Genomic DNA, 25,463 nt, shown 5'->3' on the forward strand with positions numbered 1-25,463 from the left:
AGGCAGGATAAATCCGGCGTACGCGGCGCCGGCCGACTTGGCGTGACTTGGCGCCACCTCCCCTTCGTCACATTTTTTTCATATAAGGATGTGGATTCGAAATCGGCTTGCGTTCTCGAGTCGGGGGGCAGGGAAAAGTCCCCGACTAAGAGGATTCTCAAAGGGGGCGAAGTCGATGACCCAATTTCGGGGCAAGCACGCATATATCGGTCACTATCTCGCGGCGGGGGCTGCGGCGATCGCGCTGACCGCCGGCATGGCCGGAACCGCTTTCGCGCAGGCAGCGCCCGCTCAAGCCAGGGTTCCAGTCAACATCCCCGCCGGCACGCTCTCCAAATCGCTCATGCTGCTCGGCCGCCAGGCCAATGTGCAAATCGCCTTCCTGCCCGATCGGGTCCGCGGGCATCGCGCGGTCGCCGTGCGCGGCACCTTCACCGTCGAGGAAGCACTCGACCGGCTGCTGAAGGGCACGCCGCTGCGCCACCAGCGGACGCCGAACGGTTCCTATGTGGTCGGCGGACCTTCATCCGAGGATCAGGCCAAGATCAGGCGCGTGATCGAGGATGCCAACACCGCCCAGGGCCGCGATGCCGAGGGCAGGTCGGTCATCCCGGACATCCTAGTGGTCGGCGGCCGCAACTGGAACCTCAACCTCGACATCCCCCGCAGCGCCGACGACGCCCAGCCCTATGTCGTGTTCAGCCGGCAGGAGATCCTGAGGTCGGGCGCGACAAGCCTCGAGGATTTCTTTCGCAGCAATCTCGGCGCCAACAACAGCGGCGCCAATTCGACTCAGGTCGGCACGACCAAGAGCCAGAGCTTCATCAACCTGCGCGGCCTCGGCTCGGCCAGCACGCTGATCCTGGTCGACGGGCGGCGCTTCGCCCAGGCCAATACCGGCGACGGCGCGTTCAGCCAGTCCTCCGTCAACGGCATTTCGCTCGATGCGATCGAACGGATCGAGGTGCTCGCTTCCTCCGCCTCGGGCATTTATGGCTCCAACGCGGTCGGCGGCGTCGTCAACATCATCATGCGCCGCAACTATAACGGGATCGAGGCGACCGCTTATTATGGCAACACCAGCCGTTTCGACGCCGCCGAAAAGCGGCTGAGCCTGAACGGCAGCTTCTCGGTCGAGGGGGGCAAGACCCGTATCTCGGTTGCCGGCGGCTGGCAGCAGAATGACGGGCTCTATGAAGGCGAACGCGACTATATCGCGCGTGGACGCGCGCTGTTGCTGTCGAACGCCCCGAATTATTTCAGAACGATCACCAACCCGGTAGCGGGCGCCACGCCCAATATCGTCAGCGCGGACGGCAGCAATCTGGTGCTCAAGTCGCTATATGGCGGCACGGCGCTGGGCGCGCGCAGCACCTACATCCCCTACGGCTTTCGCGGGATCGCCCAGGATGGCGTGGCGGCGCTCATCGCCAATGCCGGCAAGCAGAATTTCGATCTCTCCCCGACGGTGGCGAGCGGCCAGGCCGGCAACGGTACGCTGTCCCCGCTGATCACGCCGACCCAGAATTACAACGGCTCGCTGACGGTGCGGCGCGAGTTCAACAAATGGCTCAGCCTTTATGGCGAGTTCGGCTATTCGCGCTACGAGACGAACAACCTGACCAACCCGGCCACAGGCGGCGCTTACCAGCTTCCGGCCAACTCGATCGACAACCCCTTCATGCAGTCGATCCTGGTTTCGGTGCCGATTAGCACCGGCAACAAGACCATCACCAATGTCAGCACGACCATGCGGGCACTGGCCGGTGCGATCGTCAAGCTGCCCTATGACTGGCAGGCAGCGATCGACCTGACCTGGAACTGGAGCCGCTATGCCGCGGCGGACGGGTTGCCCGCCTTCGACCAGGCGACGGACGCCGGGACGACGAACGGCACCATCAGCCTGTTGAAGGACGTGAACCAGTTTCCGGTTCAGTTCGGCTATCTCGACAGCCCGAGGTCGGGCTTGCTGGAGCCGTCGCGCTCCTATTCGCGCTCCTATACACTCAAGCTGGCCGGGCCCTTGCCCTTGCTGCGGCTATGGGGCGGCAAGCCGATCGCGACCTTCCTCGTGGAGCAGGACAAGCAGGTCCAGGGCGAATATACCTCCTTTGCCAACACCGTCACCAATTCGTCGATCAGCTTCACGCCCAAGCGCTCGCAACGGACCGACAGCGCTTATGCCGAGGTGCGTTTCCCGATCGTCGGCAAGGACAATCATGTTCCGCTGATCCACGAGCTCGAGCTTCAGGTCGCCGGGCGCTATGATCGCTATGTCGGCGTCGGCTCCAACGCGTTCCTCAATTGCTTCCCGGGCACGCCGACGATTTTTGCAGGGCCGTTGCCGGCCAGCGCCTATAGCGCGCCCTGCCCGCAAGCCGGGGCCGATCCGGCCTTCGCGACGACGCGCAACAGCTCGATCAACCCCACGGTTGCGCTGCGCTGGGCTGCATCGGAGGACATCGCGTTTCGCGGCTCCTATTCAACCGGCTATCTGCCGCCTTATCTCAATTCCGTCATATCGGTGGACGCCGGCATTCCCGGGACGTTTCTCGCCGGGAAGGCGATCGTCAACGTAACCGATCCGCTGCGCGGCAACGAGATCATCGGCGAGGATCTGTTCGGATTTCTTCGGGTCTTGCCGGCGCGGCTGGGCGGCAACCCCGATGTCGACCCGCAAACCTCGAAGAGCTGGTCCCTTGGTGGCATTCTGACGCCGCGCTTCCTTCCGGGTCTGCGCCTGTCGGTCGATTGGTCGCGGATCACGCAGAACAATGTCTATTTCCAGCCCCAGTCGCTGATCAGCAACGGCAACCTCCCGGGCGGGCAACAGGCGTTCAACGATTTCCTGGCCGTGCATCCCGAGCGCTTCACGCGCGACACCAATCCGGCCAATTTCGGCCAGTACGGCGTGGGCAGGATCATCTTCGCCGACGTCACGACCGCCAATGTCTCGTCCGTCCGGTCCGAGGCGATCGATTTCGCCGGCAGCTACGACATGACGCTGGGCAAGGGCCGCCTTTCCCTTCAGGCCGCGGCGACGTGGCTGCGCGACCTCTCCGTCCAGACCACGCCGTCAGCAACGCCGCTCCAGTCGGCCGGCGTGGTCTCCAACCTGTTTCTGGGCATGCTCGGGGCGGCGGGCGGCGTCGAATGGAAAGGCACCGGCTCGATCATCTATTCGACCGATCACTGGAGCCTCGGGGTCAAGGGCCGCTATTTCGGGCCTTACTGGTTCAATCCCGACCATAGTGTGCAGTTGTTGCAGGGATCGGCGAAGATGGGATCCCAAGCTTATTTCGACATCATGGGCACCTGGAAGATAACGCCCAAGACCGAACTGCGCGCCGGCGTGAACAACGTCTTCGATCGCTCGCCATTGATCAACGCGACCACGGGCACCTTCTACAGCTTCTTCGGCGACCCGCGGCGCGCCAATTTCTACCTGAGCGTCAACCAGAAGTTCTGAAACCCGGCTCCGTCCCCGGAACATCGTCGCCGTCCCATCGCCCGATGGGGCGGCGCGACTCGGTTGCGACGAATCGTGGAACAATCGCGAATCGGCCGCGTTGTCGGTCGAGGCGTGCAAGAATCACGATGAAGCGCCCGACTCACCCGAGTCCGAGACTGGGTAACGGAGACTGACAATGAACGGCACGATCTATTTCAGAGCCGATCACGAACTGGTCGGAAGGGTCCTGGCAGAAAAGCTGCGTCTGCGCGCAGAACAGCGCGGTATCGGCGACAGCTTCCGCATCGCGCGGCCGCAGCGGCGTTCCGCGATCGCCTGACGCCGGTTTCGCGCGGCAGTTCGCCGGGCGCGCGTCAGATCCTGGCGGAAAAGAGCATCCGGCCCGGCCCGAGCCGATCGAACACATAATCGATCTGGGCCTCGCCGAACACGAAGCAGCCGTCGCTGCGCCCCAGCATCGGCTGAGACAGGAGCATTTCGGGCGCGGCATACCAGGCGCTGTGGATGACGATCGCGCGGGGTTCGGCATTGCTGTTGGTCGGATCGAGGCCGATCAACCGCTGCGAGGCGCCATGATCGCCGATATAATAGTCCGAGGTGAGGAATACCCCCTCCGACGAGCACAGCGACCCTTCCTCGTTCGAGAAGCGCTGCACCCACCCGCTATGGTCCGGATCGGAACCCTTGCCATGGGCGACGAGAAAGCTGGTGGCGGCCCCGTTCAGCATATCGACCAGATAGAAGCGCGGCTCGGAAGACGGCGCGCTGAAATCGGCGATGGCGATTCGGTCGCGGAATTCGATCCGGTCGCGATGCTGGTCGAGCGCGACCAGCGCCTGGCCGAGCAGACCGGGCCGTACCTTGCGCGGCGCGGCGATCGGCGGGAATTCGCCGGCGGCCGCAGCGGAAGAACCGAGCAGATCGGGCACCAGCAACGACGCCGTCAGAGCGCCCGTGGCGGCTAGCCCTGTCCGCAAGACCGCACGCCGCGAGGGCGCCTCTCCATCCCGTTCGACCGGGCTCCGAGATTGGTTCGCCGAATTCACCGGAATCCACATCCCTTGGACGGTTCGTCCGTGTTCATCGCGACTAGATCGCTCGACGGATGGCCGGAAGTCCACAGGATTCTGCTTCGAGACGGATGGCTCTCGCTGCGACGGATGCTCGGCCAGACCGCCGCCGAAACATATTAGCCACGCTTATGACACTGTATCGCAACAAAATTCTTTTGTCCGAAAGGCAATCCGTCTTCCGTCTTTCATTCTGGAGGCATCCGTCAATCCGGATGGAATATCCGGATCGCACGGCGAAAGCCTCCGGAACCGCGGGAGGACAACGATATCGCATCGTTCCGATTTCTTCTTCTCCCGAAACACCGGACAGGGAACATCCACCATGATACAATTTCTTCGTTCGTTCGTGACATGTGCGATTGGCATCATGCTGATGGCGTCCGGCCCGGCCTGGGCCGGGGATCCCCCGCCCAAGCTCGCCGGGGCCGCAGACGCGATGTCATCGCGCTTCGTTCCCTATTTCGATTTCGACAAGGACGGATGCTATGCCTCCGTCGCGATCGGCCGCAACGGCGCGCTGAACCCCGGGGAAGATCGCAACGGCACGCCGCAGGCCCGCTGCCGTGACGAGTCCGACCTGGACAATTCCAACACCTATGCGCGCACGGTGTGCAAGCTCGGCGGCGGTTCGTGGGGCAACCGCGTCTATTGCGGCACGGTCTACTCGCTCTATTTCCAGAAGGATCAGGTCCTGCCGCTCAGCGCCTGTGACGGGTGCGACGCCGGCGGGCATCGCCATGACGTCGAGAATGTCGTGGTCTGGACGATCAGCCAGAACGACGACAACTGGGACATCGACAACAAGGTGATCACCGATGTCGCGGTGAGCCAGCACCATGGCTATCAGCTTCTCGCCGGCAACAATACCGCCGTCCGCTACATGGACTCGACCCGGCGCAACGTGAAGATCGTCTATCACAAGGACGGAGGCAGCACGCACGTCCTCCGCTTCGCGAACAGCGGCGACGATGCGATCGAGAACCACAAGGGCGTCTGGTGGAGCCCGACGCTGGTCCAGTGGGAAATGATGTACGGCGACGGGGCGATCAACAACGCGGCGCTGCGGTCGCTCTTCAACAATGACAATTGGGGCGCGGCGTTCCACTTCAACGACAACAGGATCTGCGCGACGCTGAGCGCATCCAAGCCCGCCAGTTTCCCGACGATCTGCTGATCTCGTTCGGGTACATGCCGATATCGCCGCACATCTCCGTGCGGCGGTATCGGCACCGGGGAGCGCCGATTCAACTCGCTTCCCGAACAAAGTTGCGGCACATGTTAACCATGATCCGGTCTCTCGCCGCCGCGCTCCTGCTCGTCTGCTTTGCGACGCCGGCGCACGCCGGCGAGGGTGCCGCCTTCACCCCGGATGCGGTGGCGATGCTCGAGCCCGATCAGTTCATCTGGAACGACACCGGCGGCCCCGGCGGTATCCGCATCCTGGTCAACCTCACGCTGCAACGCGTCTACGTCTATCGCGGCGACACGCTGATCGCGCTGTCGCCGATCTCGAGCGGCGCCGCCGGCTTCGACACGCCGGTCGGCGAATTCACCATCCTGGAGAAGGACGCGAACCACCGCTCCAACATCTATTCCAATGCGCCCATGCCCTTCATGCTGCGCCTCACCTGGGACGGGATCGCGATCCATGCCGGCCGCAATCCCGGCTATCCCGCGTCCCATGGCTGCGTGCGCGTCCCGATCGCCTTTGCGCGCAAGCTGTACAGCATCACCGCACTCGGTGCGCGCGTGATCGTCACGGACGATTATGCCGACCCCCTGTTCAACGACACGCTGGTCGAGCCGTCCCAGGGGCTGCCGCCCGGCATGGTACCGCTCGACGTAGCGCGCCGCGCCGCAGCATCGGCGATCGCCTGGATGGCCCCGGCACCGTAACGGCCGAGCCGATTTCTCTCGCTGGAATCCCCTAACCGCATTGCCATTCGCGTTGCATCAATTCATGTTGCATCGCACAATCGATCAAATGATGCGCAAAGGGGACAGTGCGTGAACGATTCGGGCATGACCGATATCGATGCGATCGACTATCGCATCCTCCGCGAGCTCGCGAGCGACGGGCGCGCGTCCGACGTGGCACTGAGCGAGCGTGTGCACCTGTCGAGCACCGCCGTCGCGCGCCGCCGCAAGATCCTGGAGGAACGCGGCGCGGTGCGCGGCTATTCCGCCGATCTGGACATGGCGCGGCTCGGCTTCGGCATCGTCGTGATCGTGATGATCGAGCTCAGGTCCCAGGCCGAGAACGTGCTGATGGAGTTCGAGACCGCGGTCGTGAAATGCCCCTCCATGTCCTATTGCAGCTTCGTGTCGGGCAATGTCGACTTCCTGATGATCATCCATGTGAAGTCGTTCGAGGATTACGACCGGGTCTATCGCAGCGAGCTCTCCATGCTGCCGCACGTCGCCAAGATCCGCAGCAGCTTCGTGATGCGCGAAGTGGCGCAACGCTCGGTCCCGCCCGTGCTGCTCAAGGGCCCTGCCTGAGTCGTTCCACCGATTCGGATCGAATTCGGCGGTAACGCGGAAATCGGGCTAGCTGGCGTTTGGTGGCGCCGGGAATCACCGCCCGATCCGGCATTCGTGAAAGAATCCACTCAAGCAACGTGAATCTGCGCGCGAAAATAGCGACATCCCCCAAGTAAACTCTGCTAATCTTGCGTCAGGGCAATTCCGCAGAGAGTTGTGCCTACCAGGGAGAATTGATCAGGCGAGACTTCATTCGGGGTGCCGACGACCATGTCGGCGCCGCAGGAGAAGTGTACGCTAAATACACCAGTCAGTAACTGTAGAGTTCAAGAACAAGGTTCGAAAAGAACCGAGTGAAGGGAGAGGTTGCCCAGAGAGTAAACAATAATCGGGGGCGACCATGACGATTCCATTCAGCGCGAACACGACTTCCGACCGCCGGATCTTCAGGCGGCATAGCCTATCGACTGCCGGGATTCTGACGCTGGCGATTGCCGCGATGCCCGGCATTGCCCATGCGCAGGCAGCGCCGGCGATGATGGCAAGCGTCGAGGACAAGGCACCCGCCACCGGCGACACCGCGACGGTCGATTCAGCAACGATCGACACAGCCCAGGACCAGTCGGCGTCCGGCGAGGCGCCTGGAGAGGAAATCACCGTCACCGGATCGCGCATCGTGCGTGACGGCTATGACGCCCCGACCCCGGTCAGCGTGATCAGCAGCAAGGAATTGCAGGCCGAGGCGCCCGCCAACATCGCGGATTTCGTCAACACGCTTCCCTCGGTACGCGGCAGCTCGACCGCGGCCAATTCGAACGGGTCGCTCAGCAACGGGCTCGCCGGCGTCGCGTCGGTCAACCTGCGCAGCCTCGGCGCGCAACGTACCCTAGTCCTGTTCGACGGCCAGCGTTCGGTCGCCGCCGCTACCAGCGGCGTGGTCGACGTCAACACCTTCCCCCAGGCGCTGGTCGAGCGCGTCGAAGTAGTGACCGGCGGCGCTTCCTCGGCCTATGGCTCGGACGCCGTCTCGGGCGTCATCAACTTCATCCTCGACAAGAAATATACCGGAGTGAAGGGCAGCTACGAATATGGCGTCACCACCTATAGCGACGGCCCGAACCACAAGTTCACGCTGACGGCGGGCACGCCCTTTGCCGGCGGCAAGGGCCATATCCTGGTCAGCGGCGAATATTTCACCCAGAAGGGCATCCAGTCGATCGACCGCGACTGGAACGACAGCGGCTTCTTCCAGATCGACAATCCCGCCTACAGCGAAGGCGCCTGCAAGGACGCCCTCGCCTCGACGATCTGCTATCCGGCGCGCCTGATCCAGGGTGGCATCGGCACCGGCCAGTTCACTCAAGGCGGTCTGATCAACTCCGCAGGTGTCCCCAACACGCCCGGCGGCGTCGCGGCAACGAACTTCTTCAAAGGCATCTATTTCGGCCAGATCAACCCGGCGACCGGCAAGGCAAGCGTCAACAACTTCGTCTACGGCCCGGCCAACGGACAGTGGATGGTCGGCGGCGATTACCTCATCGGCCGCGAAGGTCATGCCAGCAGCGCAACGCTGCTGCCATCGGAGGACCGCAAGAGCGCATTCGGTCGGGTCAGCTACGAATTCTCGCCCGCCATCGAGATTTACGGCCAATTCGCCTACAGCCGCTATCAGGGTCAGAGCTATTACCAGCAGACGCCGACCACCGGCGTCACCATCCAGGTCGCGCCATCGGCTAGCAATGGCGGTTTGATCAACGCCTATCTGCCGACCAGCTTCGTCAATCAGGTCAATGCCTATAACGCGACGCCTGGGAATGTCGCGATCTCCACGGTTTCGATCGGCACCAGCAACGCCGGCATCCCGCCCCAGGGCAGTGACAATACCCGCGAGGTGTTCCGCTATGTGGTGGGCGCCAGCGGCGATTTCGGCCTGTTGGACCGCGATTGGCACTGGGACGCCTATTACCAGAAGGGTATCACCAAGACCAACGAGCTGCTGACCAACGCCTGGAACCTCGATCGCATGACGCTGGCCACCGACGCTGTCGTAGCGCCGGCGGGCAACGCATCGGGCATCGCGGCGGGCACCATCGTCTGCCGTTCGCGCCTGACGCTCGCCAACGTCAATAATGGCTGCGTGCCGATCAACCGCATCGGCGTGGGCGGCATCACGCCCGAGGCGTTGAACTACATCATGTATGACGGCCTGCAGCCACTACGGAAGCAGACGCTCAAGCAGGATGTCGCGGCGTTCAACCTCTTCACCAACAATCTGGTCGATATCTGGGCGGGCCCGATCTCGCTCGGCGTCGGCGCCGAATGGCGTCAGGAATCGGTTTCAGGTTCAGTCGATCCGCTGTTCCAACCGCGCGTCGCCAATGGCGTCACCAACGGCACCTGGATCTACGGCAACTACCTGCCGACCTTCGGCAAATACAACGTCAAGGAAGCCTATCTCGAGACCATCATCCCGCTGTTCAAGGGCGCGGACTTCAACGGCGCCTTCCGTCTGACCGACTATTCCACCTCGGGCACGGTCAGCACATGGAAGGCCGGCGTGACCTGGCAGCCGATCCCGGACGTCAAGTTCCGCGGCACCATCTCGCGCGACATCCGCGCGCCGAACCTGGGTGAGCTGTTCGCGCCCGGCACGGGCCGCACCAATACCGTCAACGTGCCAGTCCCGAACGGCACTCTCATCAATCAGCGCGTCGACCAGTTCAACGAATCCACCGTCGGCAATCCGGCGCTCAGACCAGAAGTCGCCAAGACCTACGGCGTCGGCGCGATCTTCACGCCCAGCTTCATCCCCGGCCTGGCCTTCTCGGTCGATTATTTCCAGATCAAGCTCAGCGGGGCGATCGCCAATATCGGCGCCCAGACGCTGGTCACGCAATGCTATGAGCAGAGCAACGCCGCCGCCTGCGCCGCCATCTCGACCACCGGCGGCCGCGGCGTCACCACCGCCGGCCTACTCATCACCAGCATCGAGCTGAAGCCGACCAATTTCGTCGGCATCGAGGCCAAAGGCATCGATTTCGAGGCGAGCTACCGCAAGCCGATCGGGCCAGGCGTCCTCACCCTGCGCGCGCTGGCGACCAAGAATATCAGCCTTTACACCGACAACGGGGTAGACGTGCCGACCGAAGCCGCAGGCCAGAATTCGGGCAGCTTGCCCGACTGGAACTATCGCGTTTCGGCCGGGTATGACGTCGGGCCCTGGGGCTTCCAGCTGGTCGGCCGCGGCGTGAGCGGCGGCGTGTACGACAACAGCTATATCGTCTGCAGCACGGATTGCCCGGTCTCGACCGTCGCCAATCGCACCGTCAACCGCAACGACATCGCGGGTGCGATCTATGTCGACCTGCAGGTCAATCACGAGTTCGAGATCGCCGGCGCCAAGACCACGGCGTTCCTGTCGATCAAGAACCTGCTCGACACCGATCCGGTGCTCGTCGGCAACGGCCCGACCGGCAACAACACGCCTGCTTATCCGCAGACCAACCGCAATCTCTACGACGTCCTCGGCCGCGTGTTCCGGGTCGGCGTCCGGTTCGATTTCTAAACCTCAAGACCAGAAAAGATCAGGAGAATTTCAACATGAAGAAGATGGTTGGATTGACGGTCGCCTTGCTGTCCACCGCGCTTTACGTTCCTACCGCTGCCCATGCCCAGGCCAAGCCCGCCCTGAAGGCGGCGGCCGCCGCCAATGTCGATGCCCATGCCAAGCTGGTGCAGGAGATGGTCGACTCGATCTACAGCTTCGCCGAGCCGGGCTTCCAGGAGTTCAAGACCTCCGAATACATCACCGGCATCCTCGAGAAGGAAGGCTTCAAGGTCACCCGCGGCGTGGCGGGCATCCCGACGGCCTTCACCGCGACCTGGGGCGAGGGCGGTCCGCTGATCGCTTTGGGCAGCGACATCGACGGCCTGCTTGGCCTGTCGCAGATGCCGGGCACGCCCAAGATCACGCCGATGGTGCCGGGCGCGCCGGGGCATGGCGAAGGGCATAACAGCGGCATGCCGCTGATCGTCGCGGCGGCGATCGCCGCCAAGGACGTGATGATCAAGAACAACATCAAGGGTCGGCTGATGCTCTGGCCGGGCGTCGCCGAGGAGCTGCTCGCGACCAAGGCCTATTATGTCCGCGAAGGCCTGTTCAAGGATGTCGATGCCTCGATCTTCACCCATGTCGGCAACGGCTTCGGCACCGGCTATGGCGAGATGGGCAACAACGGCATGGTCTCGGTGGAATACAGCTTCCACGGCAAGACCTCGCACGCCGCCGGCGCGCCCTGGGCCGGCCGCAGCGCGCTCGACGCGGTCGAAGTGATGGACATGGCGTGGAACATGCGCCGCGAGCATCTGCCGCTCACCCAGCGCTCGCATTACGTCATCACCAATGGTGGCGGGCAGCCCAACGTCGTGCCGGGCGAAGCAGCCGTCTGGTATTATTTCCGCGAGCAGACCTTCGATTCGATCCGCCAGCTCTACGAGACGGGCAACACCATCTCGCAGGCGGCGGCGATGGCGACGGGCACCACCGTCACGCGGCGTGTGCTCGGCTATGCCGCGCCCAATTTCGCCAACAAGCCGATGGCCGAGGCCGCCTATCTCAACATCAAGGCCGTCGGCATGCCGAAATGGAGCCCGGAGGACCAGGCCTTCGCCAAGGCGATCCAGGAAACCAACGGCCTGAAGCTCCAGCCGCTGGGCACCACCGTCGATCCGCTCTCCACGCCGGAATCGCGCGGCAAATCCAATGGCGGCGGATCGGACGATATCGGCGACATCATGTGGACCGTGCCGACCATCACCATTCGCTTCCCCTCCAACGTGCCCAGCACGATCGGCCATAACGTGACGGCGGCGATCGCGATGGCGACCCCGATCGCGCACAAGGGCGCGGTGGCAGGCGCCAAAGCCGTGGCGATGACGGTGCTCGACCTGATGACCACGCCGAAGCTGATTGCGGACGCCAAGATCTATTTCAACACGGTGCAGCAGAAGGACCAGAAGTACGATCCGGTGCTGACTGCGGCGGACAAGCCGGCGATCGATCTCAACACCCAGCTGATGGCGCAGATGCGGCCGCAGATGACGAAATTCTATTATGATCCGACCAAGTACAGCAGCTATCTCGAGCAGATGGGCGTGCCTTACCCGGCGCCCGCCTCGCCGCCCCCGCCTGCAACCAAGTAATCGCTACACCCCTTGTCGTCATGCCGGACTTGTTCCTGCATCCATCGTCCCGCAGGCGCCACAGTTGTTGCGTATGCGGAACCATGGACCCCGGAACAAGTCCGGGGTGACGGTTGGGAGGTCTGCTCGGCTCAAAATCCAAACCACTGGGACAGGTCCATGAACAAGGCGAAGCTGCTCACCTCCTCGCTCGGCGCGATCTGCCTGGTCGCTCTCTCCACGCCCACCATCGCACGACCGGCCGACCCGCCGGCGAAGGGCGCCTCACTGCCCGCGCGCGTCGACGGCTTCATCCCCTTCTATTTCGACGCAGCGAAGGGGCGCGTGCTGCTCGAAGTACCCGTGTTCGACGAGGACGTGCTCTATTACGTCTCCGCCGCGACCGGCGGCGGATCGGTGGAACTCCCGTTCGATCGCGGCGTGATGGACAGCGCGGTGATCCGCTTCACCCGGGTCGGCGGCAAGGTGCTGGTCAACGAGCAGAACCTTCGCTTCCGCTCGCTCAAGGGCGATGCGGCGCACGCCCAGGGCGTGGCGGACAGCTTCCCCACCTCGACGCTCGCCGCGCTGCCGATCGAGTCCGAGAGCGGCGGCAAGGTGGTGGTCGATGCGACCTCCTTCTTCATGCGCGATGCCGCCAATGTAGAAGCGCAGCTTCGCCGCGCCAACCAGGGCAGCTACAAGTTCGATGCGGGCAAGAGCAGCTTCTACCCCGCGCGGATGAAGGGGTTCCCGGACAATACCGAGATCGAGACCAGCGCGACTTTCGTCGCCGACAATCCCGGTCCGCTGATGGCAGGCGTGACGCCAGATCCGCGCATGATGACGATGCGCATCCACCACAGCTTCCTGCGCGCACCGACCGGTTACACGCCGCGCGAAGCAGATCCGCGCATCGGCGTGAGCGCCATACGCTTCCAGGATTATTCCAAGCCGTTCAGCGAAAGCCCCGAGGAAAGCTGGATCACCCGCTGGCGGCTTGAGAAGAAGGACCCGAGCGCCGCGCTCAGCGATCCGATCAAGCCGATCACCATCTATTTCGATCCCGCCATTCCCGCCCCGATCCGCCACGCGATGAAGGAAGGACTGCTGTGGTGGAACAAGTCCTATGAGGCCGCGGGCTTCAGCAATGCGATCGTCGCGCTCGACGCGCCGGCCGACATGGACCCGATGGATATCCGCTACGCCTATGTCCTGTGGATCAACCGCGACGAGCGCGGCTTCTCGAGCGGCGGCACCTACCGCGATCCGCGCACCGGCGAAGTGATCGGATCCAAGGTGCGCATGGACACACACCGCATCCGCACCGTCGGCAATTACTGGGACGTCTACAGCGCCGGGCTTCCGGCGGACGGCAGCGGCATCACCATCGCCGACCCGAACCTGCTGAGCGAGGACACCATGGCCGCGATGCCCAAGGGGCAGCGCGACATGGTGCTGCTGCGCCAGGCGTTGCTCACCGCGCATGAGCTCGGCCATGCCCAGGGCTTCGGCCACAACTTCGCCTCGAGCCTCAACAACCGCGCCTCGGTTATGGAATATCCGACGCCGCGAGTGAAGGTCGTCAACGGTAAGCTCGACCTGAGCGAGAGCTTCCAGAAGCAGATCGGCGCGTACGACACGTACATGGTGCGCTACGCCTACACCCCCTTCCCCGCCGCGTCGGAGAAGGCCGGGCTCGATGCGATCGTCGCCGACATGCGCGCCAAGGGCATCATTTACGTCCCCGACACCGATCCGCGCTGGACCTGGTATGACGACCGCGCCACGCCGACCGAGAATCTGCGCGAGGATATGGCCGCCCGTGCGATCATGATCGCCAATTACGGGCAAGGAATGTTGAAGGCGGACGAGCCGATCGGATCGCTGCGCAACACGCGGCTGTGGATGGCCTATCTCCACCATCGCTACGCGATCGAATCCGGCCTGAAATATGTCGGCGGCCTGTACGAGAACATCGTGGTCAAGGGCGACACCCTGCCGCCGACCGAGTTCATCCCGGCGAAGCTGCAGCGCGACACGCTCGGCCTGTTGATGGAGGCGATCGAGCCGAAGAACCTCGCGCTGCCGGAATCGCTGCTGGTGCAGCTCACCCCCGATCCCGGCAACAACCTCGAGGACCTGTCGACCGACGATGTGTTCGACCAGCTCCGCGCCGCGCGCATCCTGGCCGGCATGGTGCTCGAACCGCTGTTCGATGCCGCCAAGTCGAGCCGGATGATCGCGCTCGCCGCGCGCCAGCCCGATACGCTGACCTTCCCGGAAATGGTCGACACCGTCTTTGCGCATAGCTGGAGCGCCCCGGCCGACGGCACCGCGTCCGACCGCGCGCTGCGGCGGGTGACTCAGCAGGTCGCGCTCGAATCGATGATGATCCTCGGCGGCAACGACGAGGCGGCGCCCGAGGCCCGCGCCTATGTGCTCGACAAGCTCTCGACGCTGGCGACGACGCTCAAGGCCAAGCCCGGGGCCGATGCGCTGACCACTGCCTTCTACCGCCAGACGGCGCGCGACATCGCGCATTATCTGGAGGACCCGAAGGCCAATGCGCCGAAGACGGCGACGCCGAGCTGGGGCAAGGGGCCGCGCTCGCGCTTCCCGCAGCCGCCGGGGCCGCCTTTGGGCTGATCAGGCCGCCGCGCTCTTCAGCGAGTCGACGCCGGACGCAGCGATCACCAGATTGCGTCCGCGCGTCTTCGCTTCGAGCAAGGCTGCATCGGCGCGTGCCACCAGATTGGCGACCGGCCCGTCCTGCGGCGAGGCAGCGACACCGATCGACACCGAGATATGCCCGAGCACGCGCCCGCGATAGGCGAGCGGCGTCGCCGCGGTGCGGGCGCGGATACGCTCGCCCATCTCGCGCGCCGCGGTCTCGTCGGCCCCGGGCATCAGCACGGTGAACTCCTCGCCGCCGAAGCGGTGGACCTGGCCCGTATCGCCGACCGCGTCGAGCATGATCGCCGCGACCTGCTGCATCACCACGTCACCTGCCTCATGGCCGAACTCGTCGTTGAAGCGCTTGAAATGGTCGATGTCGATCATCAGCCCGGCGAGCGGCGAACTATCGCCCTCCTGCCGGCGGCGGTTGAGCGTGCCGTCCAGGCTGCGGCGGTTGAGCAGCCCGGTCAGCGCGTCGCGGATCGCGAGGTTGGTCAGCTGCTCGCGCAGGCGGAGATTGGCGAGCGCGAGGCCGATATTCTCGGCCATCAGCTCGAGATAGAGGCGCGAGGCGCCGCCAATGCCTGCGATCCCATCGCGCTCCTCGAAATAGAGCAGGCCGATCGTGTCGCCCTGCGCCGTCAGCGGCACGCACAATGCCGCCACCGCGCTCTCGTCGACATGCGGACAGGGAATGTCGACATGCTCGTGGTTGCTGACATGCGGCCGGCCGCGGCGCAGGCCCCAGCATTCGGTCGGCGGGAAGCTGTGCACCGACACCGCCGGATCGAGCCAGCTGCTCGCCAGGGTCAGGGCGGTGCGCGTGTGGTTCTGGACATAGAGGTGCCCGGCGAGATGCGGGAAGGTCTGCGGCGCGAAGCACGCGACCACTTCGGCCAGCTCGTCCTGCGTCTCGGTCGCCTGCAGGCGGTGCATCATCTGCAGGATGGTGTCCTTGGCGCGCTGGTCGGCGGCGCGCTCGGCCTCCAGCCGGTCGCGCTCCAGGCCGTTGTCGCGGAAGACGTGGATCGCATTGGTCATGTCGCCGATCTCGTCGCGGCGGCGATCCTGCGGCACTTCGACGCTGTAATCCTGCCGGGCGAGCCGCGCGAGGATGCCGGTCATCCGCATCAGCGGCATTGCGACCCGGCGGCGCAGCACGAAATAGAGCACGGCGAGGAACAGCAAGGCAGTGATCGCGAGCATGCCCCGCGCGATGCGACCGTACCAGTCGCTGCGCTCGCGTGCCTCGCGGAGCGCGGTCTCGGTGCGGGTCGCGGCGAGCGCGCGGAAGCGGTTGACCGGTTCCAGCACGCCGGTCTGGGCGCGCTCGTGATCCGGCCCGAACAGCACCGCTTGCGCCGCGGTCGCATCGCCGGCCTGCGCGCTGGCGATGGCGGTGCGTTCGAGCGTGTCGAGCTCGTCGAGATTGCGCTCGACTTCCTTGAGCGCGGCGCGTTCGGCCGGTGCCAGGTCGAGCGCGTGGATCCGGTCGATGATCTTCTCGCGCGCCCGCACGTCGCGCTCCTCGGCGCGGAAGGCGGCGAGGTGTCGCGCGGCGCCGCGCATGGCGTAGAGCCGCGCTTCGTCCGAGCGCTTCTCGGCCGCGATCGAGAGCTCCTCGCCGAAATCGTCGAGGGTCAGATGTTCCTGGACCGCAAGGCGCTCCTGATCGGCCGCCCGCACCGAAGTGATGAAGGCCGCGCCGGAAAGCCCGGTGAGCAACAGCGTGACGCCGTATGCCCAGTTGGTAATGGTACTGATACGCATGGCGGCGGCGGTACCATGGTCACGGTTGAGGCCGGGTTAAGCCGGCGCCGATGCATCCGATCCGGTTGGGGTTTCGGGAACCGACCGCCCAACCCCCTACCCGTCCACCCCGGACCTGTTCCGGCATGACGGGTATGGCGCTCGCTTCATCGCATTTTGTCCGGCGGTGTCAGGCACCCAGGGAACGATCGCCCCTTGATCTGCATTAAGCCCGGATGGTGGGACGCATGAACAAGAAACTCGAAGACGAAATAGCCCGGATCGAAGCCACGCAGGAAGCGCTCCGCGATAGTATCGAGGAGACGAAGCAGCTCTCGGCCAAGGCCGAGGAACTGCTCCAGCAGCACAAGAAGGCGCTACAGGATCAGGCGGACGGCTGACCGCCGCTACTTCTTCGCCGCGCCATTCTGCTTGAGATAGGCGATCACGTTCGCCTGGTCCTGCGGGTTGGGCAGGCCGATGAAGATCATCTTCGTGCCCGGCAGCGCCTGGCGCGGCGCGGCGAGGAAGCGGGCGAGGTTCTTGTCGTTCCACACCTGGCCCGATGCCTTCATCGCCGGCGAATAATTGAAGCCGGCAAAGCTACCCGCCTTGCGATTGACGACGCCGCGCAGATTGGGACCGAGGCCGTTCTTGCCTGACGGATCGACGCTGTGACACGAGGCGCATTTCTTGAACACCACAGCCCCGGCGGCCGCATCGGCGGGCGGCGCGGCATAGGCCGCAGCGGAACCGGCCAGTATTGCGATCGCCGTCAGACCAGCAAGATACTTCATTCGGATGCTCCCATACGCAACGTCACGAACCCGTCCTCGCTTGTTCCAGTTGAACCGGTGATGACCGGCTGTCCGTGGATTCGCGTGGTTTCTTCCCTTTAAGGCGGCCCCACCCCCTCCTTGCAATGCCATTGTTCGGGCGCGCTCGCACGGTGAGCGGCACATCCGGAAAACTACCTATGCGGAAGACTACGGAATGGTTGATGCGGTCTTAATCCAGCTAATTGGGCGGGCCAGCCGCTATCGAGTAGCTGTACGGCGGCGGAACCAGGCCGGGTCTTTAGGCGAGTGCCCCGGCCTGGTTTTCCGCCTTCCTTCCCTTCTCCGACAAGCTCCGGAACGTCACTGACCATCGACGCACGTCCATGGCCGCGATGCTGTGTTCCCAGCCATGCCGCGCCTCCCCGCTCAGATGGTAGATGGAGCGCGGGGCAAGCGGCAGCGCCGCCCGGTCGAACCCCTTTTCCGTGCGCCGCCGCAACCTGAGGGTCGCCTGCGTCTCCAGCGAAATGCCGACGACATGCTCGAACACCGGGCGATCGCGGTGCCAGCCGATGCCGGCGCCGGGATCGTAACGGACGATCAGCGCCTGGACGAGATCCTTCGCCGACAGCCCCGCAAAGCCCGCCGCCCGATCGCGCAACGGCACCAGGAAATCGGGGATGGGCTCCGTCGGGCCGAAGCTCGCATCGTCGAAATCATAGCGCCAGCCGAACGACGCGGTCAGCCGCTTGCCCAGCCAGCCCTGGAAGCGGAACGGCGTGACCTCGATCTCGTCCAGCTGCGCGACCAGCGCCCGCTCCTCGGCGGGCGTGACGATGTCCGCCGCATAGTCCACGCCATCGGGAAGGCCGGGTGGCGCGCCGAACAGGTCGATCTGCGCCGCCATCAAGCCCGCGCCGCGCCGCCGACGCGGGCGGTCCGGATCGGCGCCTGCTCGCCACGCGAATAGGTGCCGGTGGTCACGCCCGCCGCCAGCACACGGCCGCGGATCGCCTCGACGATCGCCGCCCGCCCCGGATTGGAATCGAGCGCGGGCACCTCCGACAAAGCGAAAAGCTGGAACACATAATCGTGCGAGCCATGCCCGGTCGGCGGATCGGGCGGCAGCCAGCCTTGCGCGAAGAAGCTGTTGCGCCCGACATCGCGGCCATCGGCATCGCCCGCGCCGTCCGCAACGATCGCGCCCTCGGCCAGCCGGTGCTCGTCGGCGGGCAGCCCCCACACCAGCGCATGGACCAGCGGGGTGAGCGACGGCGCGTCGGGATCCTCGACGATCAGCGCCAGGCTCAGCGTGCCCTCCGGCACGGGCCCCCACACCAGCGGCGGCGACACGCCCGCGCCGTCGGCGGTGAAACGCTCGGGCAGGCGCGCGCCATTGGCAAAGGCCGGGCTCGACAGGTCGATCGACTCCCCGGTCAGCCCAAGGTCCGGATCGGCGACGACCAGCCGGGCATGGCCGGCGCGCACGCCCTTGAACAGGCTCCCCAGCCAGTGCGGTACATGTTCGAGCATCGGCTGCCTCCTTCATGCGTTAGATGGGGTGAACCCGCAGCGCTTGCGAGGTTTCCACTGGGATCATGCCACCGATGAAGATCGCGACCTATAATGTGAACGGGATCAATGGCCGCCTGCCCGTGCTGCTGCGTTGGCTGGAAGAGCGCGCGCCGGATGTGGTCTGCCTGCAGGAACTGAAGGCGCCGGACGAGAAATTCCCCGCCGCCGCGATCGAGGCGGCCGGCTATCAGGCGATCTGGCACGGGCAGAAGAGCTGGAACGGCGTCGCGCTGCTCAGCCGGGTCGGCACGCCGGTCGAGACGCGGCGCGCCCTGCCCGGCGACCCGGACGCGCAGCAAAGCCGCTATATCGAGGCAGCGGTGAACGGCGTGCTGATCGCCGGCCTCTATCTGCCGAATGGCAATCCCCGCCCCGGCCCCAAATTCGACTATAAGCTGGCCTGGTTCGAGCGGCTGATCGCGCATGCGGCGGAGCTGCTGGCGACCGGCATGCCGGTGATCATCGCCGGGGACTTCAACGTGATGCCGACCGAGCGCGACGTCTACAAGCCGGAGCGCTGGCTGGACGACGCGCTGTTCGCGCCCGAAGTGCGCGCCGCCTTTTTCCGCCTGCTCGACCAGGGCTGGACCGATGCGCTGCGCACCCTGCATCCGGACGAGACGATCTATACCTTCTGGGATTATTTCCGGAACGCCTATGCCCGCAATGCGGGCCTGCGCATCGATCATTTGCTGCTCAGCCCGTCAGTCTCGCCGCGGCTCGTCGCAGCGGAGGTCGATCGCGACGTGCGCGGCTGGGAGAAGAGCAGCGACCATGCGCCGGTGTGGATCGAGATCGAGGGCTGACGCAGCGCTATCGGCAGGCCGCATTGCACTGGTTTCAATCTGGGAAAGAGCGTGTCGGGCCCCGACTGGCGCCGTCCAATGGTACGTTGCCACCATCTGCGACGCTGTTGAATCAAGGGATCGAGGCCGGGGGCCAGGCGCAGGGAGATATGGGACAGGTGCGGATTTCGGCCATGGTCCGGGCGTCCATTGGTGCGGTAGCTGACGCGGCCTGCCGATCCATGCCATGATGCACGCCATGCTCTATCTCGCGATCAAGGCCCTCATCTCGGGCATCATCATCGCCGCCGTCTCCGAGATCGCGAAGCGCAGCCCCGGCTTCGGCGCGCTGGTCGCCTCGTTGCCGCTGGTATCGGTGCTGGGCATGATGTGGCTGTGGCACGACAAGCCCGACGCGGCGAACATGGCCGATCATGCGAGCGCCACCTTCTGGTACGTCCTGCCGTCGCTGCCGATGTTCCTGCTGATCCCGGCGCTGCTGCGCCACGGCGTGCCCTTCTGGCTGTCCCTGCTCGCCGGATGCGCGCTGACCATCGCGCTGTATCTCGCCATGATGTGGATCGGTCCCCGCTTCGGCCTGCGGCTTTAGCGACAGGTAGCTTGCCAGCGCGCGAAAATGGTTGGCCGGCGCCGAGCGGATTACCGATTTTCGGGGCCGGGCGCATGGACCGAGACGGCTTCCCGGAACGACACGATCAGCACGGGTTGCGCCTTGTCGTCGGTGATCTCGAGGCGCCCGTCGAGGTCCATCGCCCCTTCCTCGACCTCGCCGGCGAGAAGCGAGCGGATGTCGGCGAGAGCCGCGCTATGAGCTTCGCGCAGTCCGTCATGCTCCTGGCCCTCCTCGTCCGGCGTGACGCCTTCGCGACTATGAAGGTGGAAATAATATCGGGGCATAGGGGTCCAAAACGTGAGAGAAGCGGTTTCGCTCCCGATACGATCGGGAAAGATCAACCCGGCGGGATGATCTCGACCGCCGCGGCAAAGGGAAGGCAGTGCAGCACCGCTCCCTCCCCATCCTTCACCTCGATCCGCTGGCGCAGATCGATCCGCCCGAGCAGCGCCTCGTCGGCGATCAGTGCGCGCGCTTCGGTCAGGGCCCGGCCGGCGACCTCGTCGGCCGCGATCTCGACGCCGTCCTGATCAATCAGCGTGTCGACGCCGTCGACAAGATGGAAATAGAGTCTGGACATACGCAAAGCTCCACAGGCGGGAGCGCAAATGTCTCTCAGTCGCCGAAGCCCAAGGACCCTGTTCCGGCGATGACGTTTTCATAACACCGCGCCGACGGTGTCACAAACAATATAACATAAGTTTGGATGATTTCTGAACAATTGTTCCCGAGATTGCACTGCATGTGTTAAAGCCGTTCCATCGCCGTTGGGTTAAGTCCGGGTCCGGCGACTGAGAGATGCGTGAGCTCCCGCCCAACGGAGAGCCTGCATGTCACGCGACGACCACCCCCTGTCGAAACTGGTGCGCAAACTCGAAAGCCGGGCGCCGCTGAGCGATGGCGATCGTGCGGCGATCCTGGCATTGCCCTTTGCCGAGCGGACCTATGAAGCGCCGGCCTATGTGCTGCGCGAGGGCGAGCCGGCGAAGAAGCATTGCAGCTTCGTCATCTCGGGCCTGGCCTTCCGGCAGAAGCTGGCGGCGACCGGGGCGCGGCAGATCGTGTCGATCCACATGGCGGGCGACGTCCTCGATCTGCAGCACCTGTTCCTCAACCGCGCCGACCACAGCGTGCAGGCGCTCAGCCGGCTCGAGACCGCCGAGATCGACCGCGCGGCGCTGCAGGACCTGGTGCTGGAGCGCCCGACGATAGGCCGGGCGATGTGGATCGATGCGCTGATCGACGCGTCGATCTTCCGCGAATGGGTGCTGAATGTCGGACGCCGCGACGCCAAGGCGCGGGTCGCGCATCTGCTGTGCGAAGTGTCGGTGCGCATGGAAGCGGCCGGGCTGAACGATGGGCAGGGCTATCATCTGCCCCTCACCCAGGAACAATTGGGCGACGCGGTCGGCCTGACCAGCGTGCATGTGAACCGCACCCTCAAGGCGCTGAGCGAGCTCGGCCTGATCAGGCGCGACAAGCGCCACGTCCGCTTCGACGACCTGGACCGTCTGAAAGTCGCAGCCGATTTCAGCGCGTTATATTTGCATCTCGACCAGTCGAGGGCGCCGGCGGAATAAACCCGGACCGCGCCGCCGTTGCGACCGACCGAACGCGCCGTTCATATTCTTCCGCCATCCGCAGATGTGCCAGCGCCACTGCATTGTCCTCGCAACAACCCGCGATCTCGCGCTCGCGTACAGCGCGTCGCCGGAAGTAGCTCTCATCGTCCCTGTCGTCCATTTCGGCTCCGTCATGCCCCGACTCCGAAACGGCGATGATAAATCCTGCGAGATCAGCGCTCGATAACCTAGGTTAACCAGGCCGCGGCGGCTCTTCTGCCTGCCTGACCATAACCTGTGTTAGGACGATCATTGCCGAACCACGGAAAATCTCCATTTCGGACCCAATAAGGACCGTAAAATCGCTGCGACGACCCAATGATTTATTAGCCTTTCCAACATAGTTAGAACTTCAGCCAACTCGAGGGGCGAGGGGGCGCAGGAGGAACGCGTGAAGCGGTGGGGCGCACGCCCATTCACAGACGCCAGGGATAGCGCCGGGGGCTTGCCGGAAGGACCGTCCGTAACGCCGATGCCGCAAGGTGCCGGCGCGGTGGAGGATTCGATCCTGCGGCGCATCGTCGCGCTGGCGATCGACGCGCTGGATGCGCCGATCGGCTTTATCAGCTTCGCCGCCGCCGGCCGCCAGCTCGTGCGAGTCCAGATCGGCATTTCCGGCCCGCTGCGCACGGCGGACGCGCTGCTCCCGGCCGAGCTGATCGGCCAGCCCGACCCGATCGTCATCACCGATACCCAGGCGCCCGACTGGCGCGGCCTGATCCCCGCCGCCGACCTGCTCGACGCGCGGTTCGCCGTCATCCTGCCGATCGGCGCGCCGGGCGAAGCCGATGCGGGGACGCTTTGCGTGCTCGACACCGCGCCCCGCGCCGAACCCGATGCCCGCAAGATGCGCATGCTCGCCGGCTTCGCCGCGCTGGCCGGGGCCGAGCGCTGGCCGGCGCCGAGCGCGACGCCCGTCACCCGCCCCGCCCTTCATGCCGGGCAGCTCGACACTGTGTTCCGCGAGGCGAAGGTCGGTATCGTCCACCGCGCGCTCGACGGGCACCTGCTGATGGCGAACGACCATTATCGCATGCTGGTCGGCCGCACCCAGACCGAGCTGGAAATCCTGCCCGCCCAGATTCACGTGCATCCCGACGACCTTGCCCGCAACGAAGGCAAGTATCGCCAGCATGTCGAAAGCGGCACGCCCTTTCGTATCGAGCTGCGCTATATCCGGCCGGATGCGTCCGTGATCTGGTGCGAGGTCAATTTGTCCTTCGTCCGCGACGATAGCGGCGCGATCCGATCGGTCGTCAGCATCGTGCAGGACATCACCCGCCGGCGCCATGCCGAGCTGGCGCTGCGCGAGAGCCGCGAGCACCACCGCCATTCGGTCGAGCTCAACCCGCAGATCCAGTGGACCGCGCGGCCCGACGGGTCGATCGAGGAAGTCGGTCCGCTCTGGACTTCGCTGACCGGCGGCAGTGTCGAACAGGCGCGCGGCGACGGCTGGGTCGAGGCGCTCCATGTCGAGGACGTCGTGCCCACCGTCCGTGCGTGGCAGGAGGCGATCCGGCTGCGCCGGCCAGTCGATATCGAATACCGGCTGCGCTGCGGCGACAGCTATCGCTGGATGCGCGCCCGCGCCGCGCCGCGCTGCGACGAGCAGGGCGAGATCATCCGCTGGTACGGGACCCTGGAGGACATCCATGATCGCAAGGCCGCCCAGCAGACGCTGACCGAAAGCGAGGAGCGGTTGCGCCTCGCCGTCCAGGCGGCGCGGCTCGGCGTGTGGGATTACGACACGATCACCGGCGAGCGGCGCTGGTCGGAGGAGCTGCTCGAGATGCTCGGCCTGCCGTCCGATGCCGAGCCGACCATGGCGGCGGCAATGGCGATCGTGCATCCCGACGACCGGCAGAAATTCCAGTCGGTCGTCGCGTCGGCGAGCGGCGGCCTGTTGCCCGCCGGGTTCGAGATCGCGCTGCGCATCCGACGCGGGCATGACGGCGCCCAGCGCTGGCTCAAATCCACCGGCTGGAAGACAGTGAGCGGATCCGGCCATCTCAGCCGCCTGATCGTCACCTTCCAGGACGTGACCGAGGAACGCGATGCCGAAGAGCGGATCCGCTGGGCCGCGACGCACGATCCGCTGACCAACCTGCCCAACCGGCTGGCGCTGCAGGAGGAGCTGGAAAGCGCGACCGAGCGCGCCAAGGGCACCGACGAGCAGATCGGGCTGATGCTGTTCGACGTCGACAATCTGAAGCGCATCAACGACACGCTCGGGCATGATGCCGGCGACGCCCTGTTGCGCGTCTTCGCCCGGCGGCTGGCGGCGGTCGCGCCGGCGGGCGCGACGATCGGCCGGCTGGGCGGGGACGAATTCGCCATCGTCATGCCCGCGATCCGTGGGGCCGGGGATATCGATCGCTGCGCCGCCATGCTGCTCGAAAGCCTGCGCGCGCCCTTTGCGTTCAACGGCCGTACCCTGGATTGCGCGGCCAGCATCGGTGCCTCGATCTTCCCCGAACATGGCTACAATCCGACCGAATTGCTCAAATCGGCGGACCTCGCGCTATATGCCGCAAAGACCGCCGGCCGTGGCCGCACCCGCATCTTCCACCCGGAGATGCGGACCGATCTCCAGCGGCAATTCTCGATGATCAACCTGGCCAAGGACGCGCTGGCCAATGCGCGGATCGAGGCCTTTTACCAGCCCAAGATCGACCTCAATTCGCACCGGCTGGTCGGATTCGAGGCGCTGCTGCGCTGGCAGGACCCGCAGGGCGGCATCCATATGCCGGCCGACATCCGCGCCGCCTTCGACGATCCCGACCTGTCGATCGAGATCACTGACCGGATGCTCGGCCAGGTGACGGGCGACCTCAGGCGCTGGATCGACCAGGGGCATGATCCGGTCTCGATCGCGGTCAACACCTCGGCCAACGACTTCCGCTACGACAATTTCGCCGAGCGCGTGCTGGCCAGCCTGGAGCAATGCGGCCTGCCCGCGGCCCTGCTGGAGATCGAGGTGACCGAGACGGTCTTCCTCGGCCGCGGCGCGCAGTTCGTCGACCGGGCGTTGCGCATGCTGAGCGCCGCGGGCATCCGAATCGCGCTCGACGATTTCGGCACGGGCTACGCCTCGCTCAGCCATTTGAAGCAATATCCGGTCGATGTGCTGAAGATCGATCGCAGCTTCATCAGCAATCTGGAGAACAGCCCGGACGACGCGGCGATCGCCGATGCGGTGATCGATCTCGGCCGCAACCTGGGCATCGTGATCGTCGCCGAAGGCGTCGAGACCAAGGCGCAGGCGGACCATCTGCGCGACCGCGGCTGCGCGGTCGGCCAGGGTTTCCTGTTCGGCCACCCCGCCACCGCGGACGAGATCTTCCCGCGCTGGCGCGACGGATTCTACCGGGGCTGAAACGCGCGCGATGCGGAACGGCGGGCTTGCCCGAACGTTCGAGCCGCCTGCACC

The 25,463-nt window shown here is 65.1% G+C and carries 20 protein-coding genes; 13 read left to right on the top strand and 7 right to left on the bottom strand.

The annotated features are described in order from the left end of the window. The first annotated feature begins 175 nt into the window (after positions 1-175). Both WC729_RS04650 and WC729_RS04655 read left to right on the top strand, forming a co-directional pair. Complete coding sequence (locus tag WC729_RS04650; protein WP_372850014.1) at positions 176-3,469, top strand: TonB-dependent receptor; 3,294 nt, start codon at positions 176-178, stop codon at positions 3,467-3,469. A gap of 178 nt (positions 3,470-3,647) precedes the next feature. Then, positions 3,648-3,791 carry a hypothetical protein gene (locus WC729_RS04655; protein ID WP_372850016.1) on the top strand — a complete coding sequence of 48 codons (144 nt, stop codon included), beginning with the start codon at positions 3,648-3,650 and terminating at the stop codon, positions 3,789-3,791. 34 nt (positions 3,792-3,825) lie between these two features. Here the strand turns inward: WC729_RS04655 and WC729_RS04660 are convergent, their stop codons facing one another. Further along, positions 3,826-4,401, bottom strand: a complete 576-nt coding sequence (locus tag WC729_RS04660; protein ID WP_372850018.1) for a murein L,D-transpeptidase catalytic domain family protein — start codon at positions 4,399-4,401, stop codon at positions 3,826-3,828. A 511-nt stretch (positions 4,402-4,912) separates the two neighbouring features. Here WC729_RS04660 and WC729_RS04665 point away from each other — a divergent pair. The 6 genes from WC729_RS04665 (at position 4,913) to WC729_RS04690 (ending at position 14,859) form a co-directional block, all read left to right on the top strand. Beyond that, positions 4,913-5,719, top strand: a complete 807-nt coding sequence (locus WC729_RS04665) for an NPP1 family protein (protein WP_372850020.1) — start codon at positions 4,913-4,915, stop codon at positions 5,717-5,719. A 110-nt stretch (positions 5,720-5,829) separates the two neighbouring features. Further along, the gene (locus WC729_RS04670) at positions 5,830-6,441 is read left to right on the top strand and encodes a L,D-transpeptidase family protein (RefSeq protein WP_372850022.1); all 612 of its coding nucleotides are present in this window, start codon (positions 5,830-5,832) and stop codon (positions 6,439-6,441) included. Between the two features lie 111 nt (positions 6,442-6,552). Further along, positions 6,553-7,047: an Lrp/AsnC family transcriptional regulator gene (locus WC729_RS04675; protein WP_372850024.1), complete on the top strand. Its 495-nt coding sequence runs from the start codon at positions 6,553-6,555 to the stop codon at positions 7,045-7,047. Between the two features lie 382 nt (positions 7,048-7,429). Further along, on the top strand, positions 7,430-10,594 hold the full coding sequence (locus tag WC729_RS04680; RefSeq protein WP_372850026.1) for a TonB-dependent receptor plug domain-containing protein: 3,165 nt from the start codon (positions 7,430-7,432) through the stop codon (positions 10,592-10,594). A gap of 44 nt (positions 10,595-10,638) precedes the next feature. Next, positions 10,639-12,231, top strand: a complete 1,593-nt coding sequence (locus WC729_RS04685; protein ID WP_372851009.1) for an amidohydrolase — start codon at positions 10,639-10,641, stop codon at positions 12,229-12,231. A 159-nt stretch (positions 12,232-12,390) separates the two neighbouring features. Then, positions 12,391-14,859: a zinc-dependent metalloprotease gene (locus tag WC729_RS04690; protein ID WP_372850028.1), complete on the top strand. Its 2,469-nt coding sequence runs from the start codon at positions 12,391-12,393 to the stop codon at positions 14,857-14,859. On the opposite strand, the gene WC729_RS04695 is transcribed toward WC729_RS04690, so the two are convergent. Beyond that, positions 14,860-16,659 (bottom strand): diguanylate cyclase, encoded by a 1,800-nt coding sequence (locus WC729_RS04695; protein WP_372850030.1) that lies wholly within the window; start codon positions 16,657-16,659, stop codon positions 14,860-14,862. It abuts the gene before it with no gap. A gap of 227 nt (positions 16,660-16,886) precedes the next feature. On the opposite strand from WC729_RS04695, the gene WC729_RS04700 reads away from it, so the two are divergent. Beyond that, positions 16,887-17,039, top strand: a complete 153-nt coding sequence (locus tag WC729_RS04700) for a hypothetical protein (protein WP_372850032.1) — start codon at positions 16,887-16,889, stop codon at positions 17,037-17,039. 6 nt (positions 17,040-17,045) lie between these two features. On the opposite strand, the gene WC729_RS04705 is transcribed toward WC729_RS04700, so the two are convergent. The 3 genes from WC729_RS04705 to WC729_RS04715 all read right to left on the bottom strand — a co-directional run bounded on the left by WC729_RS04705 (position 17,046) and on the right by WC729_RS04715 (position 18,950). Further along, the gene (locus WC729_RS04705; RefSeq protein WP_372850034.1) at positions 17,046-17,435 is read right to left on the bottom strand and encodes a cytochrome c family protein; all 390 of its coding nucleotides are present in this window, start codon (positions 17,433-17,435) and stop codon (positions 17,046-17,048) included. 280 nt (positions 17,436-17,715) lie between these two features. After that, entirely contained in the window at positions 17,716-18,324 is a 609-nt protein-coding gene (locus WC729_RS04710) for an alpha-ketoglutarate-dependent dioxygenase AlkB (protein WP_372850036.1), read from the bottom strand. After that, on the bottom strand, positions 18,324-18,950 hold the full coding sequence (locus tag WC729_RS04715; RefSeq protein WP_372850038.1) for a YbhB/YbcL family Raf kinase inhibitor-like protein: 627 nt from the start codon (positions 18,948-18,950) through the stop codon (positions 18,324-18,326). The genes WC729_RS04710 and WC729_RS04715 overlap by 1 nt, the downstream gene beginning before the upstream one ends. Before the next feature lie 74 nt (positions 18,951-19,024). Here WC729_RS04715 and xth point away from each other — a divergent pair, with 74 nt between their 5' ends. Next, complete coding sequence (xth, locus tag WC729_RS04720) at positions 19,025-19,798, top strand: exodeoxyribonuclease III (RefSeq protein WP_372850040.1); 774 nt, start codon at positions 19,025-19,027, stop codon at positions 19,796-19,798. A 238-nt stretch (positions 19,799-20,036) separates the two neighbouring features. After that, entirely contained in the window at positions 20,037-20,387 is a 351-nt protein-coding gene (locus tag WC729_RS04725) for a DUF3147 family protein (protein WP_372851011.1), read from the top strand. Positions 20,388-20,437: 50 nt separating this feature from the next. Here WC729_RS04725 and WC729_RS04730 read toward each other — a convergent pair whose 3' ends face one another. Together WC729_RS04730 and WC729_RS04735 are read right to left on the bottom strand one after the other, a co-directional pair. Continuing rightward, the gene (locus tag WC729_RS04730) at positions 20,438-20,695 is read right to left on the bottom strand and encodes a hypothetical protein (RefSeq protein WP_372850042.1); all 258 of its coding nucleotides are present in this window, start codon (positions 20,693-20,695) and stop codon (positions 20,438-20,440) included. A gap of 53 nt (positions 20,696-20,748) precedes the next feature. Further along, positions 20,749-20,991 carry a hypothetical protein gene (locus tag WC729_RS04735; protein ID WP_372850044.1) on the bottom strand — a complete coding sequence of 81 codons (243 nt, stop codon included), beginning with the start codon at positions 20,989-20,991 and terminating at the stop codon, positions 20,749-20,751. Between the two features lie 250 nt (positions 20,992-21,241). Here WC729_RS04735 and WC729_RS04740 point away from each other — a divergent pair, with 250 nt between their 5' ends. Together WC729_RS04740 and WC729_RS04745 are read left to right on the top strand one after the other, a co-directional pair. Beyond that, positions 21,242-21,991 (top strand): Crp/Fnr family transcriptional regulator, encoded by a 750-nt coding sequence (locus WC729_RS04740; protein WP_372850046.1) that lies wholly within the window; start codon positions 21,242-21,244, stop codon positions 21,989-21,991. A 514-nt stretch (positions 21,992-22,505) separates the two neighbouring features. Beyond that, positions 22,506-25,409 (top strand): EAL domain-containing protein, encoded by a 2,904-nt coding sequence (locus WC729_RS04745; RefSeq protein ID WP_372850048.1) that lies wholly within the window; start codon positions 22,506-22,508, stop codon positions 25,407-25,409. Positions 25,410-25,463 lie beyond the last annotated feature (54 nt).

This window comes from Sphingomonas sp. (genome assembly GCF_041661825.1).
Lineage (GTDB): Bacteria > Pseudomonadota > Alphaproteobacteria > Sphingomonadales > Sphingomonadaceae > Sphingomonas.

Coding starts and splice junctions, on each gene's coding strand:
- WC729_RS04650 (WP_372850014.1), top strand. CDS start 176: ATGACCCAATTTCGGGGCAAGCACGCATATATCGGTCACTATCTCGCG.
- WC729_RS04735 (WP_372850044.1), bottom strand. CDS start 20,991: ATGTCCAGACTCTATTTCCATCTTGTCGACGGCGTCGACACGCTGATT.
- WC729_RS04700 (WP_372850032.1), top strand. CDS start 16,887: ATGAACAAGAAACTCGAAGACGAAATAGCCCGGATCGAAGCCACGCAG.
- WC729_RS04665 (WP_372850020.1), top strand. CDS start 4,913: ATGCTGATGGCGTCCGGCCCGGCCTGGGCCGGGGATCCCCCGCCCAAG.
- WC729_RS04705 (WP_372850034.1), bottom strand. CDS start 17,435: ATGAAGTATCTTGCTGGTCTGACGGCGATCGCAATACTGGCCGGTTCC.
- WC729_RS04730 (WP_372850042.1), bottom strand. CDS start 20,695: ATGCCCCGATATTATTTCCACCTTCATAGTCGCGAAGGCGTCACGCCG.
- WC729_RS04695 (WP_372850030.1), bottom strand. CDS start 16,659: ATGCGTATCAGTACCATTACCAACTGGGCATACGGCGTCACGCTGTTG.
- WC729_RS04710 (WP_372850036.1), bottom strand. CDS start 18,324: ATGGCGGCGCAGATCGACCTGTTCGGCGCGCCACCCGGCCTTCCCGAT.
- WC729_RS04685 (WP_372851009.1), top strand. CDS start 10,639: ATGGTTGGATTGACGGTCGCCTTGCTGTCCACCGCGCTTTACGTTCCT.
- WC729_RS04655 (WP_372850016.1), top strand. CDS start 3,648: ATGAACGGCACGATCTATTTCAGAGCCGATCACGAACTGGTCGGAAGG.
- WC729_RS04725 (WP_372851011.1), top strand. CDS start 20,037: ATGCTCTATCTCGCGATCAAGGCCCTCATCTCGGGCATCATCATCGCC.
- WC729_RS04715 (WP_372850038.1), bottom strand. CDS start 18,950: ATGCTCGAACATGTACCGCACTGGCTGGGGAGCCTGTTCAAGGGCGTG.
- WC729_RS04740 (WP_372850046.1), top strand. CDS start 21,242: ATGTCACGCGACGACCACCCCCTGTCGAAACTGGTGCGCAAACTCGAA.
- xth (WP_372850040.1), top strand. CDS start 19,025: ATGAAGATCGCGACCTATAATGTGAACGGGATCAATGGCCGCCTGCCC.
- WC729_RS04670 (WP_372850022.1), top strand. CDS start 5,830: ATGATCCGGTCTCTCGCCGCCGCGCTCCTGCTCGTCTGCTTTGCGACG.
- WC729_RS04745 (WP_372850048.1), top strand. CDS start 22,506: ATGCCGCAAGGTGCCGGCGCGGTGGAGGATTCGATCCTGCGGCGCATC.
- WC729_RS04690 (WP_372850028.1), top strand. CDS start 12,391: ATGAACAAGGCGAAGCTGCTCACCTCCTCGCTCGGCGCGATCTGCCTG.
- WC729_RS04680 (WP_372850026.1), top strand. CDS start 7,430: ATGACGATTCCATTCAGCGCGAACACGACTTCCGACCGCCGGATCTTC.